Genomic DNA, 15134 nt, shown 5'->3' with positions numbered 1-15134 from the left:
GACAGATACGTTCACATGTGTCGATTAGTTTGACGGTGACGACACCCGACGGAGGGAGTCCCACCGTGCGACGCGCACTCACGGCGGCCATCGCCGCCCTGACCCTCACCGCAGCCGGCACCACAGTGACCGGTGCCCCCGGCCAGGCCGCCCCCACCGGATGGGGCCGGCCGCAACCCGCGGCGGCCACCCCGACGCCGGGCAGCCCCGGGCTGGGCGACAGCTACTTCCCCGACTACGGCAACGGCGGCTACGACGTCGGCCACTACGACATACGGCTGCGCTACGAGCCGGCCACCGACCGGCTCAGCGGCACCACCACGATCCTCGCCACCGCCACGAAGGACCTGTCCCGGTTCAACCTGGACTTCGCCCTCGACGTCGAGTCGGTGCGGGTGAACGGGTGGGTCGCCGGGTTCGCCCGGGCCGGCGACCACGAGCTGGTGATCACTCCGGCCCGGCCGCTGACGAAGGGCCAGCAGCTCACCGTCGTGGTGAGGTACGCCGGCGTGCCGTCGCAGACCACCGTCTACGGCTACACGGCGTGGACGCGTACCGCCGACGGGGCGCTCGCCGTCAACGAGCCCGAGTCGGCCTGGTGGTGGTACCCGAGCAACGACCACCCGAAGGACAAGGCCACCTGGGACGTCTCGGTGTCGGTGCCGACCGGCGTCGAGGCGATCAGCAACGGCGTGCAGCCGCGCGACCCGCTGCCCGAGGCCGGCAACCGCACCCGGTGGAGCTGGCGCAGCGTCAAGCCCGGCGCCACGTACCAGGCGTTCCTGGCCATCGGGCAGTACGACATCGTCACCGGCACCGCGCCGAACGGGCAGCCGGTGGTCAACGCGTACAGCACCACGCTGGGCGAGCGCCTGCCCGCCGCCCGGGCCAGCATCGAACGCACCGCCGAGATCGTCGACTGGGAGAGCGGGCTGTTCGGCCCGTACCCGTTCGAGGCGCAGGGCGGCGTGGCCGGGCCGGTCGACGGCATCGGGTTCGCGCTGGAGACGCAGACCCGCCCGGTCTACGGCCCCGGCTTCTGGCGGCGCGGCGCCAACACGTACGTGGTGGTGCACGAGAACGCCCACCAGTGGTTCGGCGACTCGGTGTCGGTGGCGGACTGGCGGCACATCTGGCTCAACGAGGGCTTCGCCTCGTACGCCGAGTGGCTCTGGTCGGAGGAGGAGGGCGAGGGCACCGCGCAGGAGCTGTTCGACTTCACCTACGACAGCTACCCGGCCGACTCCGAGTTCTGGCAGGTGCGCCCCGGCGACCCGGGGCCGAGCGGGATCTTCGACGCCGCCGTCTACGACCGCGGCGCGATGGCGCTGCACCAGATCCGGCTCGCCGTGGGCGACGCCGCGTTCTTCCGCATCCTGCGCACCTGGACCGCCAAGCGGCAGTACGGCAACGGCACCGTCGCGCAGTTCCAGGCGCTCGCCGAGCGGATCTCCGGACGGGATCTCGACGCGGTGTTCACCACCTGGCTGTTCACGCCCGGCCGGCCCGACGTGGCGACCGCCGCGCGGACGACAGCCGCACCGGCGCAGCCGGCCTCGTGGGCGAAGATCCGGGCCGCGCACGACCTGCTCGGCCGCTGACATCCGCCGCCGCGCTGCGCGTCGTCCGCGGACAGCGCGCCGCGCGGCGGCGGATGTTAAGAAGGGCCCCCTCCTCTACCTGAGGCGTTAAGAGGGGGCCCTTCCTTTCACCTGGCGGCGAGCGGCTGGCGGGCCGGGTCGACAGGGGCGGGCAGCTCACCCACCCCGCCCAGGTACGCGTGGATCGCCGCCGCGGCGGCGCGTCCCTCGGCGATCGCCCAGACGATCAGCGACGCGCCCCGGTGCATGTCACCGGCGACGAAGACACCGTCGGCGGCCTGCCAGTCAGGGCCGGAGTCGATCGCGCCCCGGCGGTTGCGGGTCACCCCGAACTGGGCCAGCAGCGGCTGTTCCTCGGTGCCCTCGAAGCCGATGGCGAGCAGCACCAGGTCGGCCGGGATCTCCCGCTCGGAGCCGGGCAGCGGGGTGACGATGCGGCGACCGTCCACCTTCTCCACGGTCACCTCGGCGATCCGGACCGCGCGGACCCGGCCGGTGCCGTCGTCCACGAACTCCTGCACCGCGACGGCGAAGACCCGCTCGCCGCCCTCCTCGTGCGCCGGGTAGTTGCGCAGCACCCACGGCCAGGTCGGCCACGGGTCGCGCTCCGCGTCCCGCTCCGACGGCGGCTCCGGGTAGAGGTCGAGCTGGTGGACGCCGGCCGCGCCCTGCCGGTGCGCCACACCGAGGCAGTCCGCGGCGGTGTCGCCACCACCGATGATCACCACGTGCTTGCCGGCGGCGTCGATCGGCGTACCGTCGGGCAACGTCGCGAGCGCGGGCCGCCCGTCCCCGGCGGCGGCCACCACCCGGTTCGCGGCGACCAGGTGCGCCATCGCCTGGTGCACGCCGCGCAGCTCCCGGCCGGGCGTCTCCGGGGTGTCCCGGCCCTGCAACGCACCGCAGGCCAGCAGCACCGCGTCGTGCTCGGCGCGCAACTGCTCGGCGGTCACGTCGACGCCGACCTCGACGCCGGTCCGGAAGCGCACACCCTCGGCGGTGAGCTGGGCCAGCCGCTTGTCGATGTGCTGCTTCTCCAGCTTGAAGTCGGGGATGCCGTAGCGGAGCAGGCCGCCGATCGCGTCGTCGCGCTCGTACACGGTGACCGTGTGACCGGCGCGGGCGAGCTGCTGCGCGGCGGCCAGCCCGGCCGGGCCGGAGCCGACCACCGCCACCGACCGGCCGGTCGGGGTGGAGGCGGGCCGGGGCCGCAGGCCGTCGCGGGCCACTGCCGCGTCGGCGATCTCCACCTCGACCTGCTTGATGGTGACCGGCTGCTGGCCGCCGAGGCCGAGCACGCAGGCCGCCTCGCACGGCGCCGGGCAGAGCCGGCCGGTGAACTCGGGGAAGTTGTTCGTGGCGTGCAGCGAGTCCACCGCGGCGTCCCAGTTGCCGGTGCGGACCAGGTCGTTCCAGTCCGGGATGCGGTTGCCCAACGGGCAGCCGTCGTGGCAGAACGGGATGCCGCAGTCCATGCACCGGGTGGCCTGCTCGCGGATCAGCTCCTCACCGGCCGGCGGGTACACCTCCCGCCAGTCGGAGATGCGCACCGGCACCGGACGGCGGGCCGGCAGCCGCCGGTCGTAGCGCAGGAAACCGTTCGGGTCAGGCACGAGCCACCTCCTGGGCGACCGCCCGGGGCGCGGGCGGTACCGGCGCGGCCGACGGCACGCTGAGCGCACTCATCACCGCGTCGTCGACGTCTCGGCCGGCGGCTTCGGCGGCCCGCATGATCTCCATGACCCGGCGGTAGTCCCGGGGCACCACTGCGGTGAACTCCTCCACCGCCTGCGGCCAGCGCTTGAGCAGGTCCTCGGCGACGGCCGAGTCCGTCTCGGCGAAGTGCCGCTGGACCAGCTCGTGCAGCCGGTCGCGTTCCTCGTCGCGCAGCGGCGACAGGTCGACCAGCTCGGCGTTCACCAGCCGCCGGTCGAGCCGGTGCACGAACGCGGTGCCACCGGACATGCCGGCGGCGAAGTTGCGCCCGGTCGGCCCGAGCACCACGACGGTGCCGCCGGTCATGTACTCGCAGCCGTGGTCGCCGAGGCCCTCGACCACCGCGACCGCGCCGGAGTTGCGCACCGCGAACCGCTCCCCCACCCGGCCGCGCAGGAACACCTCGCCGCCGGTGGCGCCGTACAGGATGGTGTTGCCGGCGATGATCTGGTCCTCGGCGCGGCGGCCCGGCGTGGCGTCCACGCCGACGAACGGCGCGTCGGCGTCCGGCCGGACCACGATCCGGCCGCCGGACAGTCCCTTGCCGACGTAGTCGTTGGCGTCGCCGTACAGACGTAGCGTGACGCCGCGCGGCAGGAACGCGCCGAACGACTGGCCGGCGGTGCCGCGCAGCCGGAACTCGATCGTGTCGTCGGGCAGCCCGTCGCCGCCGAAGCGGCGGGTCACCTCGCCGCCGAGCATCGCGCCGACGCTGCGGTGCTCGTTGCGGACCTCGACCTCGACCCGGACCGGGATACTGTCACGCAGCGCCGGCCCGGCCAGCTCGATGAGCCGGTTGTCCAGCGCCGCGTCGAGGCCGTGGTCCTGGGCGCGTACGCCCCGGCGGGCCGCGCCCTCGGGCAGCTCCGGCAGGTGCAGCACACGGCTCAGGTCGAGCCCGTGGCCCTTCCAGTGGTCGATCGCACCGGCCACGTCGAGCAGCTCGGTGTGGCCGATCGCCTCGTCGATGCTGCGGAAGCCCAGCTCGGCCAGGTAGCCGCGGACCTCCTCGGCGAGGAACAGGAAGAAGTTCTCCACGAACTCGGGCTTGCCGGTGAAGCGCTCACGCAGCACCGGGTTCTGGGTGGCGATGCCGACCGGGCAGGTGTCCAGGTGGCACACCCGCATCATCACGCAGCCCTCGACGATCAGCGGCGCGGTGGCGAAGCCGAACTCCTCGGCGCCGAGCAGCGCCGCGATCAGCACGTCCCGGCCGGTCTTGAGCTGGCCGTCGACCTGCACCGTCACCCGGTCGCGCAGCTTGTTGAGCAGCAGCGTCTGCTGCGCCTCGGCCAGGCCCAGCTCCCACGGGGTGCCGGCGTGCTTGAGCGAGTTGAGCGGGGACGCGCCGGTGCCGCCGTCGTGCCCGGAGATCAGGATGACGTCGGCCTTGAGCTTGGCCACGCCCGCCGCGACGGTGCCCACGCCCACCTCGCTGACCAGCTTGACGTGCACCCGGGCGGCCGGGTTGACGCACTTCAGGTCGTGGACGAGCTGGGCCAGGTCCTCGATGGAGTAGATGTCGTGGTGCGGCGGCGGGGAGATCAGGCCGACGCCGGGGGTGGCGTGCCGGGTGCGGGCGATCCACGGCCAGACCTTGTTGCCTGGTAGCTGCCCGCCCTCGCCGGGCTTCGCGCCCTGCGCCATCTTGATCTGGAGGTCGTCGGCGTTGACGAGGTATTCGCTTGTCACGCCGAACCGGCCGCTGGCGATCTGCTTGACCGCGGAGCGCCGCGCCGGGTCGTGCAGCCGCTCGACGTCCTCGCCGCCCTCGCCGGTGTTGGACTTGCCGCCGAGCCGGTTCATCGCGATGGCGAGCGTCTCGTGCGCCTCCGCCGAGATCGACCCGTACGACATGGCGCCGGTGGCGAAGCGCTTGACGATCTCGGAGGCCGGCTCGACCTCGTCCAGCGGCACCGCCGGGCGTACGCCGGTGCGCAGCGTGAACAGCCCACGCAGCGAGCCCGCCTGCGCGGCCAGCTCGTCGACCTTGGCGGTGTACTGCCGGAACACGTCGTACTGGCGGCTGCGGGTGGCGTGCTGGAGCAGGAAGACCGTCTCCGGGTTGAACAGGTGCAGTTCGCCCTCGCGGCGCCACTGGTACTCGCCGCCGACCTCCAGCCGGTCGGTGGCCTGCGCGCCCGGCGCCGGCCAGGCCCGCGCGTGCCGGGCCGCCACCTCGGCGTGGATCTCGTTCAGGCCGATGCCGCCGATGGTGCTCGGGGTGCCCCGGAAGTACCTGTGGACCAGGCGGGTGTCCAGGCCGACCGCCTCGAAGACCTGCGCGCCGCAGTACGACGACACGGTCGAGATGCCCATCTTGGACATGATCTTCAGGACGCCCTTGCCGAGCGCCTTGACGTAGTTGCGGACGGCCTTGACCCGGTCCACGCCGGCCAGCACGCCGGTGGAGATCATGTCCTCCACCGACTCGAAGGCCAGGTACGGGTTGACCGCCGCCGCGCCGTACCCGATCAGCACCGCCGCGTGGTGCACCTCGCGGCAGTCGCCGGACTCGACGATCAGCGCCACCTGGGTACGGGTCTGCTCGCGGACCAGGTGCTGGTGCACCGCGGCGGTGAGCAGCAGCGACGGGATCGGCGCCAGGTCGGCGTTGGAGTCCCGGTCGGAGAGCACCAGGATGCGGACGCCGTCCTCGATCGCCTCGGACACGTGCCGGCAGATCTCGGTCAGCCGCGCCTTGATGCCGGCGCCGCCGTCGCGCAGGCGGTAGAGCCCGGAGACCCGGACCGCCTTGAAGCCGGGCAGGTCGCCGTCCTCGTCGATGGACAGGATCTTGGCCAGCTCGTCGTTGTCGATCACCGGGTACGGCAGCACGATCTGCCGGCAGCTCGCCGGGCCCGGGTCGAGCAGGTTGCCCTCCGGCCCGATGGTGGACGCCAGGCTGGTCACCAGCTCCTCCCGGATGGCGTCCAGCGGCGGGTTGGTGACCTGCGCGAAGAGCTGATGGAAGTAGTCGTAGAGCAGACGCGGCCGGGTGGACAGCGGGGCGATCGGCGTGTCCGTGCCCATCGAGCCGATCGGCTCGGCGCCGCTGCGGGCCATCGGGCCGAGCAGGATCTTCAGCTCCTCCTCGGTGTAGCCGAACGTCTGCTGGCGGCGGCGTACCGAGTCGTGGGTGTAGACGGTGTGCTCGCGCGGCGGCAGGTCGTCCAGCTCGATCAGGCCGGCGTGCAGCCACTCCTGGTACGGCTGCTCGGCGGCCAGCTCGGTCTTGATCTCGTCGTCGGAGACGATCCGGCCGTTGACGGTGTCGACCAGGAACATCTTGCCCGGCTGGAGGCGGCCCTTGGCGACCACGGTGGCCGGGTCGAGGTCGAGCACGCCCGCCTCGCTACCGAGCACCACCAGGCCGTCGGCGGTGTGCCACCAGCGGCCCGGCCGCAGGCCGTTGCGGTCCAGCACCGCGCCGACGATCTCGCCGTCGGTGAACGCGACCGACGCCGGGCCGTCCCACGGCTCCATCAGGCTGGCGTGGAAGCGGTAGAACGCGCGCTTGTCGGCGCGCATGTCCGGGTCGTTCTCCCACGCCTCGGGGATCATCATGAGCACCGCGTGCGGGAGGCTCCGCCCGGCCAGGTGCAGCAGTTCGAGCACCTCGTCGAAGTTGGCCGAGTCGGACGCCGCGGGTGTGCACACCGGGAAGACCCGGCGGATGTTGCCCGGAATGCTCGGGCTGCGCAGCAGCGCCTCGCGGGCCTGCATCCAGTTCCGGTTGCCGCGGATCGTGTTGATCTCGCCGTTGTGCGCGATGAAGCGGTACGGGTGCGCCAGCGGCCAGGACGGGAACGTGTTCGTGGAGAAGCGCGAGTGCACCAGCGCGATGGCGCTGACCACCCGCTCGTCGGTCAGCTCCGGGTAGAACGCCGGGAGCTGGTCCGGGGTGAGCATGCCCTTCCACACCATGGTGCGGCCGGACAGCGACGGGAAGTACGCCGGCACGCCCCGCTCGGCGGTCTCCCGCTCGACCTGCTTGCGCAGGCAGAACGCCACCCGGTCCAGGTCGAGCCCGGTCAGCGGGGAGCCGGCCGGGCCGTCCGGCGAGCCGGTCAGCCGGTGCGCGGCCACGAACAGCTGCCGGACCCGGGGCATCGCCGCGAGCGCGGTCGCGCCCAGGCCGGACGGGTCCGTCGGCACCTCGCGCCAGCCGAGCACGTCGGCGCCCTCGACCAGCGCGTACTTGTCGACCACCTGGCGGGCGCGGGCCTCGGCCGCGTCGTCGTCGGGCAGGAACACCAGGCCGGTGGCGTACTGGCCGGCCGGGGGCAGCGGGAAGTCGACGATGCCGCGCAGGAACGCGTCCGGCACCTGGATCATGATGCCGGCGCCGTCCCCGGTGTTGTGCTCCGCGCCCCGGGCGCCCCGGTGGTCCAGCCGGCACAGCGCCCCGAGGCCGTTCGCGACGACCTGGTGCGAGCGCCGCCCGTGCAGGTCGGCCACGAAGGCCACACCGCAGGCGTCGTGCTCGTACGCGGGGTCGTAGAGCCCGGTCGTCTGTGGGGCCGACTGCGGGCTGTGAGGGTACGGAAAGGCCACCGGGCCTCCTGTCGTCACTCAGGATGGATCATGATGGGGACGACGTCGGCCCTCTGCGGTTTATTGAGTCTACGTTAGGGCTTCCGGCGCAAGGCCAGTTCAGATTGATCACACTTCCAGATGCTGGGACGTGTAGTCTCGCGCGGTGGATCTCGCACGCGCTGACGTACTCGACCGGTTGGAGCGGTTCTACGACGCGGTGCCCCGCGACGGGGCCCGGACCGAGGATTACGGCGCCCTGGTGCTGTTCGTCCGCGACGGGGACGGCTGGCCGTTCTACGCCCGGCCCCGGATCGACGCCACCGAGCATCCCACGCTCGCCGACGTGACAGCGGTCCGCGCCCGGCAGCGGGAGCTGGGCCTGCCGGAGGCGTTCGAGTGGGTGCACGAGCACCAGCCCGACCTGCTGGCGGTGGCCCGCTCGGCCGGGCTCAGCGTGCTGGAGGCGCCGCTGATGCTGCTGGAGCCGGAGCGGCTGCCCGATCCGGGGACGTTCAGCGACGTACCGGTGCGGGTGCTGGACCCCGGCGACCCCGGCTTCGCGGCGGACATCGCGCTGCGACGGGCCGTCGCGGCGGTCGGCTTCGCCAACGGCGGCACCGCGCGCGGCGACGCCGGACCGGCCGAGCGGGACGCCGCCCTCGCCCAGCTGGACGTGGCGGCGCTGGAGGAGGAGGCGACCCGGGTCGCCGACGGGCGGCGCATCTCGGTGCTCGCCGAGACGCTCGACGAGGGCGCGCTCGCCAGCGGGATGGCGATGCGGGTCGACGACGTGGCGGAGATCGCCGGGGTGGCCACGCTGCCGTCCGCCCGGCAGCGCGGACTGGGCGCGGCGGTGACCGCCACGCTCGCGCGGGAACTGCGCGCCGCCGGCACCGACCTGATCTTCCTGAGCGCCGGCAGCGAGGACATCGCCCGCGTCTACCTGCGGGTCGGATTCCGCCGGATCGGCACCGCCTGCATCGCCGAGCCCGCCGCCGTCATCTGACTACTTACGCGGCTGTCGGGCCGGGCCGATCGCCCGGGGACCGCGCCGACTGCGGGCCGGGCCGCCGGGGAGCCGGGCCGCCCGAGGGACGTTCGCACGCGGACAGGCCGCGCGGACGGTCAGGACGGCGGCTGCCAGGCGGCGGCCGCCGCGGCGGCGGTGTTGCGCAGGCGCGGGCTGATCGTGCCCAGAGCCGCGTCCCGCGCGCGCAGCGCCAGCCGGCCCCGGGCCTGCAGGACCGCCGACATCCGCCGGGTCTGCCGGACCATCGTGGCCGCGCGGGGGCGACGCAACCTGTCGTACGCGGTCACCGCATCAGGCAGCCGCGACTCCCGTAGCAGCCCGGCCAGCGTCGCGGCGTCCTCGAACGCCAGGCAGGCGCCCTGGCCGAGGTGTGGCGGCATGGCGTGCGCGGCGTCGCCCAGCAGCACCACGCCGCCCGGACCGGCCGGGAAGCCGTACGCCTTCGGTAGCGGGCGCAGCTCGCGGATCTCCTGCTGGACGACGTCCTCCGGGTCGGTCGCCTCCAGCAGCGTGCCGATCGGGGCGGGCCAGCCCGCGAACCAGCGCTTCAGCAGCGCGAGCTGGATCTCCGGCGGCTCGGGGCGGGGCGCGCCCGCGGCGGTGGCGACCCAGTAGACGCCGCCCCGGCGGGACGCGCCCGCGGTGCCCCGCTCGCCGAGCGAGGCGGCCAGGAAGCGGTATCCGGCGCCGAGCGTCTCGCCGTGCACCGGCTGGTCGTCGGGCAACTGCGGGGCCCGGTACCAGGGGATGACCGCCCGCCAGGCCGCGCACCCGGAGCTGACCACGGCGGTCTCCGGGGCGAGGTGCCGCCGGATCTCGCTGTCGGTGCCGTCGGCGGCCACCACCAGGTCCGCCTCGTAGGTGTGCCGGCCGTCGCCCACCGCCGGGCGCTCGCCCGACGCCGCGCGTACGGTCCGCACTGTCACCCCGGTACGCAGCTCGACCCGGTCACCCAGGCCGGCGATCAGCGCGTCGTGCAGGTCCTCCCGGTGCACCACCACCGGCATCCGCTCGGCCGGCGTGGACCGGGCCTGCACCAGCCAGTGCCCGTCCGGGCGGCGCACGCCACCGTCGGGCAGCGGGGTGGCGATCGCGTCGAGCCCGTCGCCCAGACCGAGGGCGCGCAGCGCGCGTACCCCGTTGGGCCAGAGCACCACGGCGGTCGCCTCCGGGCGGACCCGGTCGGCGCGTTCCAGCAGCGTGACCTGCCAGCCCGACCGGGCCAGCACACCGGCCGCCGCCATTCCGCCGAGGCCGGCGCCGACCACCACCGCGCTGCGCATGACTCCCCCGCTCAGCTGTCCCGGTCCGCCGGGCGCCCGCCGCTGTCGGCCCGGCCGGCGTTCGTGCGCTCCGCGTCGGCCCGCTCCGGGTCCGTGTCGTCGCCGTCCGCGTCCGCGCGGCCGGTGGCGTCCGCACCCTCGGTGGCGGCGGAGCCGGTGCTCGCGCCTCCGGCCTCGTCCGCGTCGTCCGTGGCGGCGTCGGCCCCGGTGGCGGCCTCCGGCCGTTCGTCGTCGACCGGGGGCAGCACGCCGGTCTGCCGGTACGCGTCGAACTGTTCCTCGGTCACCACCCGGTAGCCCTCGGGCGCGGCCGGCCGTTCGGCGGCCGCCCGGGCGGAGAGGTCGACCTGGGACACGTCGCCGGCCGGGCCGGTCGCAGGGGCCGGCTCGCCCACCGGCACCAGGTATTCGCGGGGACCGCGGACCCGGATGAAGTAGGCGAGCGCGCCGAGGAAGACCAGCGCGGCGGTCCAGACGTTGAGGCGTACGCCGAGGATCAGGTTCGCCTCGTCGGTGCGCATCAGCTCGATCCAGAACCGGCCCGCCGTGTAGCCCATCACGTAGAGCGCGAACGCTCGGCCGCGGCCGAGCCGCAGGCGACGGTCGAGGAACAGGACCAACGCGGCGACGCCGACGTTCCAGAGCGCCTCGTAGAGGAACGTCGGGTGGTAGAGCCCGGGCTGGAGCACCGGGTTGCCGGCGTCGTCACGCAACGCGTGACCCGGGTTGTCCGGGTCCATCACGTGCACTTCCAGGCCCCACGGCAGCGTGGTCCGCCCGCCGTACAGCTCGTTGTTGAACCAGTTGCCCAGGCGGCCGACAGCCTGCGCCAAAGGCAGCCCCGGCGCCAGCGCGTCGGCGATGACGGTGAACGGGATGCCGAGCTGCCGCGCGGCGAGCCACGCGCCGACCGCGCCGCCGGCCACCGCACCCCAGATGCCGAGACCGCCCTCCCAGATGTAGAGCGCCTTGATCGGCTCACCGCCGGCGCCGAAGTATTTCTCCGGCGAGGTGATCACGTGGTAGATCCGCGCGCCGATGATGCCCGCGGGCACGGCCCAGACGGCGATGTCGAGCACCGCGCCCGGCGCCACACCGCGGCGGCGCAGCCGGTACTCGGTGACCACGCAGGCCACCACGATGCCGAGGATGATGCAGAGCGCGTACGCCCGGATCGGAACCGGACCGAGCTGCCAGACGGCGGTGCTGGGGCTGGGCATGGCCGCCAGTGGGGTCATCGGGGCGAGGGTCACGGGTGCACACGGTACCGGTGCGGACTGTGTGTGCGGCACCCCGGGCCGCCCGCCGCGCGGGTCGGATGACTTCTGTTTTGCACGGTCGTAGGCTGTTTGTCCATGAGCCCGCTCACCTGGGCGGTCGCCGCTGTCGTCACCGACGGGTCCGGCCGGCTGCTGCTCTGCCGCCGGTCCGAGGGGGCCCGCCGCTGGGCGTTGCCGGGCGGGCGGCTGCGTCACGACGAGAGCCCGGCGGACGCCGTCGTCCGGGCGGTCCGTGCGGAGACCGGCTGGGCGGTGACGCCGGTCGACCTGGTCGGCCTCTACCGGGTGATCGGCCCGCAGGCGCCTCCGCCGCCGGCCGGGCGCTGCGGCGGGTGGCCGGACGTGCTGGTGCACGTGTTCCGAGCCGCGCCGGTTGATGCCGGGCCCGCGGGCGATCCGGTGGCCGGGTGCCTGCCGCGGTGGTGGCCGCCGCAGGAACTGCCCGGCGTGCTGACCCCCGCCACGCGCGCGGCGATCGCGGACGCGCTCGCCGGCCGCGCCGGCGTGCTGCGGCACACGACCGCCGCCGACGCGCTCACGCCACCCGGCGACGGACAGTCGCGCTCGCGCATGATCGACACCAGTTCGGCGAAGTGGCGGGGTCCTGGCGTCCATGACCACGCCAGCTCGGCGTAATGGAGTCGATCAAGGGCATGGCGAGCCGGCGGTCAGCGAGCGGGGTTGCGGACGCCCTCGGCGAGTTCGGCGCTGAGCTTGCGCAGCGCGGTCAGGCCGGCTGCCTGGTCCGGAGCGTCCAGCACGCAGCGGACCAGCGCGCTGCCCACGATCACCGCGTCGGCGTACCCGGCGACTGTGGCGGCCTGCGCGCCGGTGCCGACGCCCAGCCCGACGCCGACCGGGATGTCGGTGACCTCGCGCAGCCGGGAGACCAGGATCGGCGCCGCCTCGGAGGTCTGCGCGCGGGCGCCGGTGACGCCCATGATCGCGGTGGCGTAGACGAAGCCGCGGCAGTGCTCGACAGTCATCCGCAGCCGCGCGTCGGTCGAGGACGGCGAGACCAGGAACGTGCGGTCCAGGCCGTGCGCGTCGGAGGCGGCCAGCCACTCGGCGGCCTCGTCCGGGATCAGGTCCGGCGTGATCAGGCCGGTGCCGCCGGCGGCGGCCATGTCGCGGGCGAACGCGTCCACGCCGTACTGCTCGATCGGGTTCCAGTAGGTCATGGTGACCACGCTCGCCCCGGTCGCCGCGACCGCCTCGACGACGCGCAGCGCGTCGGCGACGCGGACACCGCCGGCGAGCGCGATGTCGCTCGCCTTCTGGATGACCGGGCCGTCCATCACCGGGTCGGAGTACGGGATCTCCACCTCGATGACGTCCACGCCCGCCTCGACCATGGCCTTCATGGCGGCGATGCTGCCCTCGACGGTCGGGAAGCCCGCCGGCATGCAGCCGACCAGCACCGCCCGCCCGTCCGCCCGCGCCTTGTCGAAGGCGACCCCGATGCGGCTCACGCTGTCACTCCTTGTCGAGGATGCCGAAGTACGCGCCGGCGGTGTGCACGTCCTTGTCGCCCCGCCCGGACAGGTTGACCACGATCACCGGCTCCCGGCCCAGCTCCTCGGCGAGCCGGGGGGCGATCGCGCGGGCGCCGGCGAGCGCGTGCGCGCTCTCGATCGCCGGGATCACGCCCTCGGTGCGGCAGAGCAGCTCGAACGCGGCCATCGCGTCGGCGTCGTCGACCGGCAGGTAGGTGGCCCGGCCGGTGTCGTGCAGCCAGGCGTGCTCCGGCCCGACGCCCGGGTAGTCCAGGCCGGCCGAGATCGAGTGCGACTCGATGGTCTGGCCGTCGGCGTCCTGGAGGACGTACGTGCGGGTGCCGTGCAGCACGCCGGACGAGCCGCCGGTGATGCTGGCGGCGTGCCGGCCGGTGTCGACGCCCTCGCCGCCGGCCTCGAAGCCGTAGAGCCGGACCCCGGCGTCCGGCACGAACGCGTGGAAGATGCCCAGCGCGTTGGAGCCGCCGCCGACGCAGGCCGCCACCGCGTCCGGCAGCGCGCCGGTCAGGTCCAGGCACTGCCGGCGCGCCTCCTCGCCGATGCCGCGCACGAAGTCGCGGACCATCTCCGGGAACGGGTGCGGCCCGGCGGCGGTGCCGATCAGGTAGTGGGTGCTGTCGACGTTGGCGACCCAGTCCCGCATCGCCTCGTTCATCGCGTCCTTGAGCGTGCGCGAGCCGGTGGTCACCGGGACGACGGTGGCGCCGAGCATCCGCATCCGCGCCACGTTCAGCGCCTGCCGCTCGGTGTCCACCTGGCCCATGTAGACGACGCATTCCAGGTCGAACAGCGCGGCGGCGGTGGCGGTGGCGACGCCGTGCTGGCCGGCGCCGGTCTCCGCGATGACCCGCCGCTTGCCCATCCGCCTGGTGAGCAGCGCCTGGCCCAGCACGTTGCGGACCTTGTGCGCGCCGGTGTGGTTGAGGTCCTCCCGCTTGAGCAGGACCCGCGCGCCGATCTGCGCGGAGAACCGCCGGGCCTCGTAGAGCAGCGAGGGCGTGCCGGCGTAGTCGCGCAGCAGCGCGTCGAACTCGGCGAGGAAGTCCTCGTCGCCCATCGCCTTCCGGTACGCCGCGTCCAGCTCGTCGAGCGCGGCGACGAGCGCCTCGGGGACGAACCGGCCGCCGAACCGGCCGAAGTGACCGGCGGCGTCGGGGACCTGGCCGGTTGCGGGTGCGGCGCTCATCGCGGGCGTCCTCTCGGATCGGGTGCCCGGCGGCTCAGCGCACCGGGCGGGGCGTGGCCGGGTGGTTACCGGCGTTGACCAGCTCGGCGACGGCTTCGCGCGGGCTCTTCTGGGTGACCAGGCCCTCGCCCACCAGCACGGCGTCGGCGCCGGCGGAGGCGTACCGGATCAGGTCGTGCGGACCGCGCACCCCGGACTCGGCGATCTTGACGACGCTGCTGGGCAGGCCGGGCGCGATCCGCTCGAACACGGAGCGGTCGACCTCCAGGGTACGCAGGTCGCGGGCGTTCACGCCGATCACCTGCGCGCCGGCCTCCAGAGCGCGGTCCGCCTCCTCCTCGGTGTGCACCTCGACCAGCGCGGTCATGCCGAGCGACTCGATCCGCTCCAGCAGCCCGACCAGCACGTTCTGCTGCAGCGCGGCCACGATCAGCAGCACCAGGTCGGCGCCGTGCGCGCGGGCCTCGTGCACCTGGTAGCTGGAGACCACGAAGTCCTTGCGCAGCACCGGCACGTTCACCGCGGCCCGCACCGCGGCGAGGTCGTCGAGCGACCCGCCGAACCAGCGGCCCTCGGTCAGCACGCTGATCGCCCGCGCGCCACCGGCCGCGTAGTCACCGGCCAGGTCGGCCGGGTCGGCGATCTCGGCCAGCCGCCCCTTGGACGGCGACGAGCGCTTCACCTCGGCGATCACGGCCACGCCGGGGCGGCGCAGGGCCGCGTACGCGTCGAGCGGTGGCGGCGCGGCGGCGGCCAGTTCACGGATCCGCTCCAGCGGAACCTGCTCCTGGCGCCGGGCCACGTCCTCGCGCACGCCGGCCAGGATCTCGTCGAGCACCCCTGCGGACGGCGCCGCTCCGGCGTCGTCCCCCTCCGCGTGCGCATGCTCAGCAGTCACCAACGGACTCCCCTCTCCGGGCGTCATGGGCCGATGCTAGGGGGCGCCACCTGGCGACGAGTGCCGGGGGGTATGGCGCACCTC

10 protein-coding genes are annotated in these 15134 nt (G+C 74.1%); 3 read left to right on the top strand and 7 right to left on the bottom strand.

What is annotated here, in order from left to right:
• Positions 1 to 65 precede the first annotated feature (65 nt).
• Positions 66 to 1601 (top strand): M1 family metallopeptidase, encoded by a 1536-nt coding sequence (locus FHX31_RS06905; protein WP_013475825.1) that lies wholly within the window; start codon positions 66 to 68, stop codon positions 1599 to 1601.
• Positions 1602 to 1708: 107 nt separating this feature from the next.
• Here FHX31_RS06905 and FHX31_RS06900 read toward each other — a convergent pair whose 3' ends face one another.
• Both FHX31_RS06900 and gltB read right to left on the bottom strand, forming a co-directional pair.
• The gene (locus FHX31_RS06900) at positions 1709 to 3214 is read right to left on the bottom strand and encodes a glutamate synthase subunit beta (RefSeq protein ID WP_123110951.1); all 1506 of its coding nucleotides are present in this window, start codon (positions 3212 to 3214) and stop codon (positions 1709 to 1711) included.
• Entirely contained in the window at positions 3207 to 7874 is a 4668-nt protein-coding gene (gltB, locus tag FHX31_RS06895) for a glutamate synthase large subunit (RefSeq protein ID WP_123110952.1), read from the bottom strand. Before gltB ends, FHX31_RS06900 begins: the two co-directional genes overlap by 8 nt.
• A 145-nt stretch (positions 7875 to 8019) precedes the next feature.
• On the opposite strand from gltB, the gene FHX31_RS06890 reads away from it, so the two are divergent.
• Positions 8020 to 8862 (top strand): GNAT family N-acetyltransferase, encoded by an 843-nt coding sequence (locus tag FHX31_RS06890; protein WP_091331138.1) that lies wholly within the window; start codon positions 8020 to 8022, stop codon positions 8860 to 8862.
• 119 nt (positions 8863 to 8981) lie between these two features.
• Here FHX31_RS06890 and FHX31_RS06885 read toward each other — a convergent pair whose 3' ends face one another.
• Both FHX31_RS06885 and lgt read right to left on the bottom strand, forming a co-directional pair.
• A complete protein-coding gene (locus FHX31_RS06885; protein WP_013287548.1) occupies positions 8982 to 10169 on the bottom strand; it encodes an FAD-dependent oxidoreductase in 1188 nt (395 codons plus the stop codon).
• Between the two features lie 11 nt (positions 10170 to 10180).
• A complete protein-coding gene (gene lgt / locus FHX31_RS06880) occupies positions 10181 to 11422 on the bottom strand; it encodes a prolipoprotein diacylglyceryl transferase (protein WP_184975517.1) in 1242 nt (413 codons plus the stop codon).
• Between the two features lie 102 nt (positions 11423 to 11524).
• Between lgt and FHX31_RS06875 the strand changes: the two genes are divergently transcribed.
• Positions 11525 to 12085, top strand: coding sequence for an NUDIX hydrolase (locus FHX31_RS06875; protein ID WP_486481654.1), 561 nt, complete (start codon positions 11525 to 11527; stop codon positions 12083 to 12085).
• A gap of 32 nt (positions 12086 to 12117) precedes the next feature.
• Here FHX31_RS06875 and trpA read toward each other — a convergent pair whose 3' ends face one another.
• Genes trpA through trpC form a run of 3 tightly spaced genes read right to left on the bottom strand, consistent with a single transcriptional unit; the run spans position 12118 to position 14990 of the window.
• Positions 12118 to 12921, bottom strand: coding sequence for a tryptophan synthase subunit alpha (gene trpA, locus FHX31_RS06870; RefSeq protein WP_013287551.1), 804 nt, complete (start codon positions 12919 to 12921; stop codon positions 12118 to 12120).
• A 4-nt stretch (positions 12922 to 12925) separates the two neighbouring features.
• On the bottom strand, positions 12926 to 14152 hold the full coding sequence (gene trpB, locus FHX31_RS06865; RefSeq protein ID WP_184975514.1) for a tryptophan synthase subunit beta: 1227 nt from the start codon (positions 14150 to 14152) through the stop codon (positions 12926 to 12928).
• A gap of 34 nt (positions 14153 to 14186) precedes the next feature.
• Positions 14187 to 14990, bottom strand: coding sequence for an indole-3-glycerol phosphate synthase TrpC (trpC, locus tag FHX31_RS06860; RefSeq protein ID WP_184977754.1), 804 nt, complete (start codon positions 14988 to 14990; stop codon positions 14187 to 14189).
• Between the last annotated feature and the right edge of the window lie 144 nt (positions 14991 to 15134).

It is taken from the genome of Micromonospora sp. CNZ286 (assembly GCF_014207755.1).
Note: the sequence above shows the minus strand (reverse complement) of the source record. Positions and strands in the feature narration are given on the sequence as shown.

Bases quoted from the DNA above. Each gene is read 5' to 3' on its own strand.
- trpB (WP_184975514.1), bottom strand. From the start codon at position 14,152: ATGAGCGCCGCACCCGCAACCGGCCAGGTCCCCGACGCCGCCGGTCAC.
- FHX31_RS06885 (WP_013287548.1), bottom strand. From the start codon at position 10,169: ATGCGCAGCGCGGTGGTGGTCGGCGCCGGCCTCGGCGGAATGGCGGCG.
- FHX31_RS06875 (WP_486481654.1), top strand. From the start codon at position 11,525: ATGAGCCCGCTCACCTGGGCGGTCGCCGCTGTCGTCACCGACGGGTCC.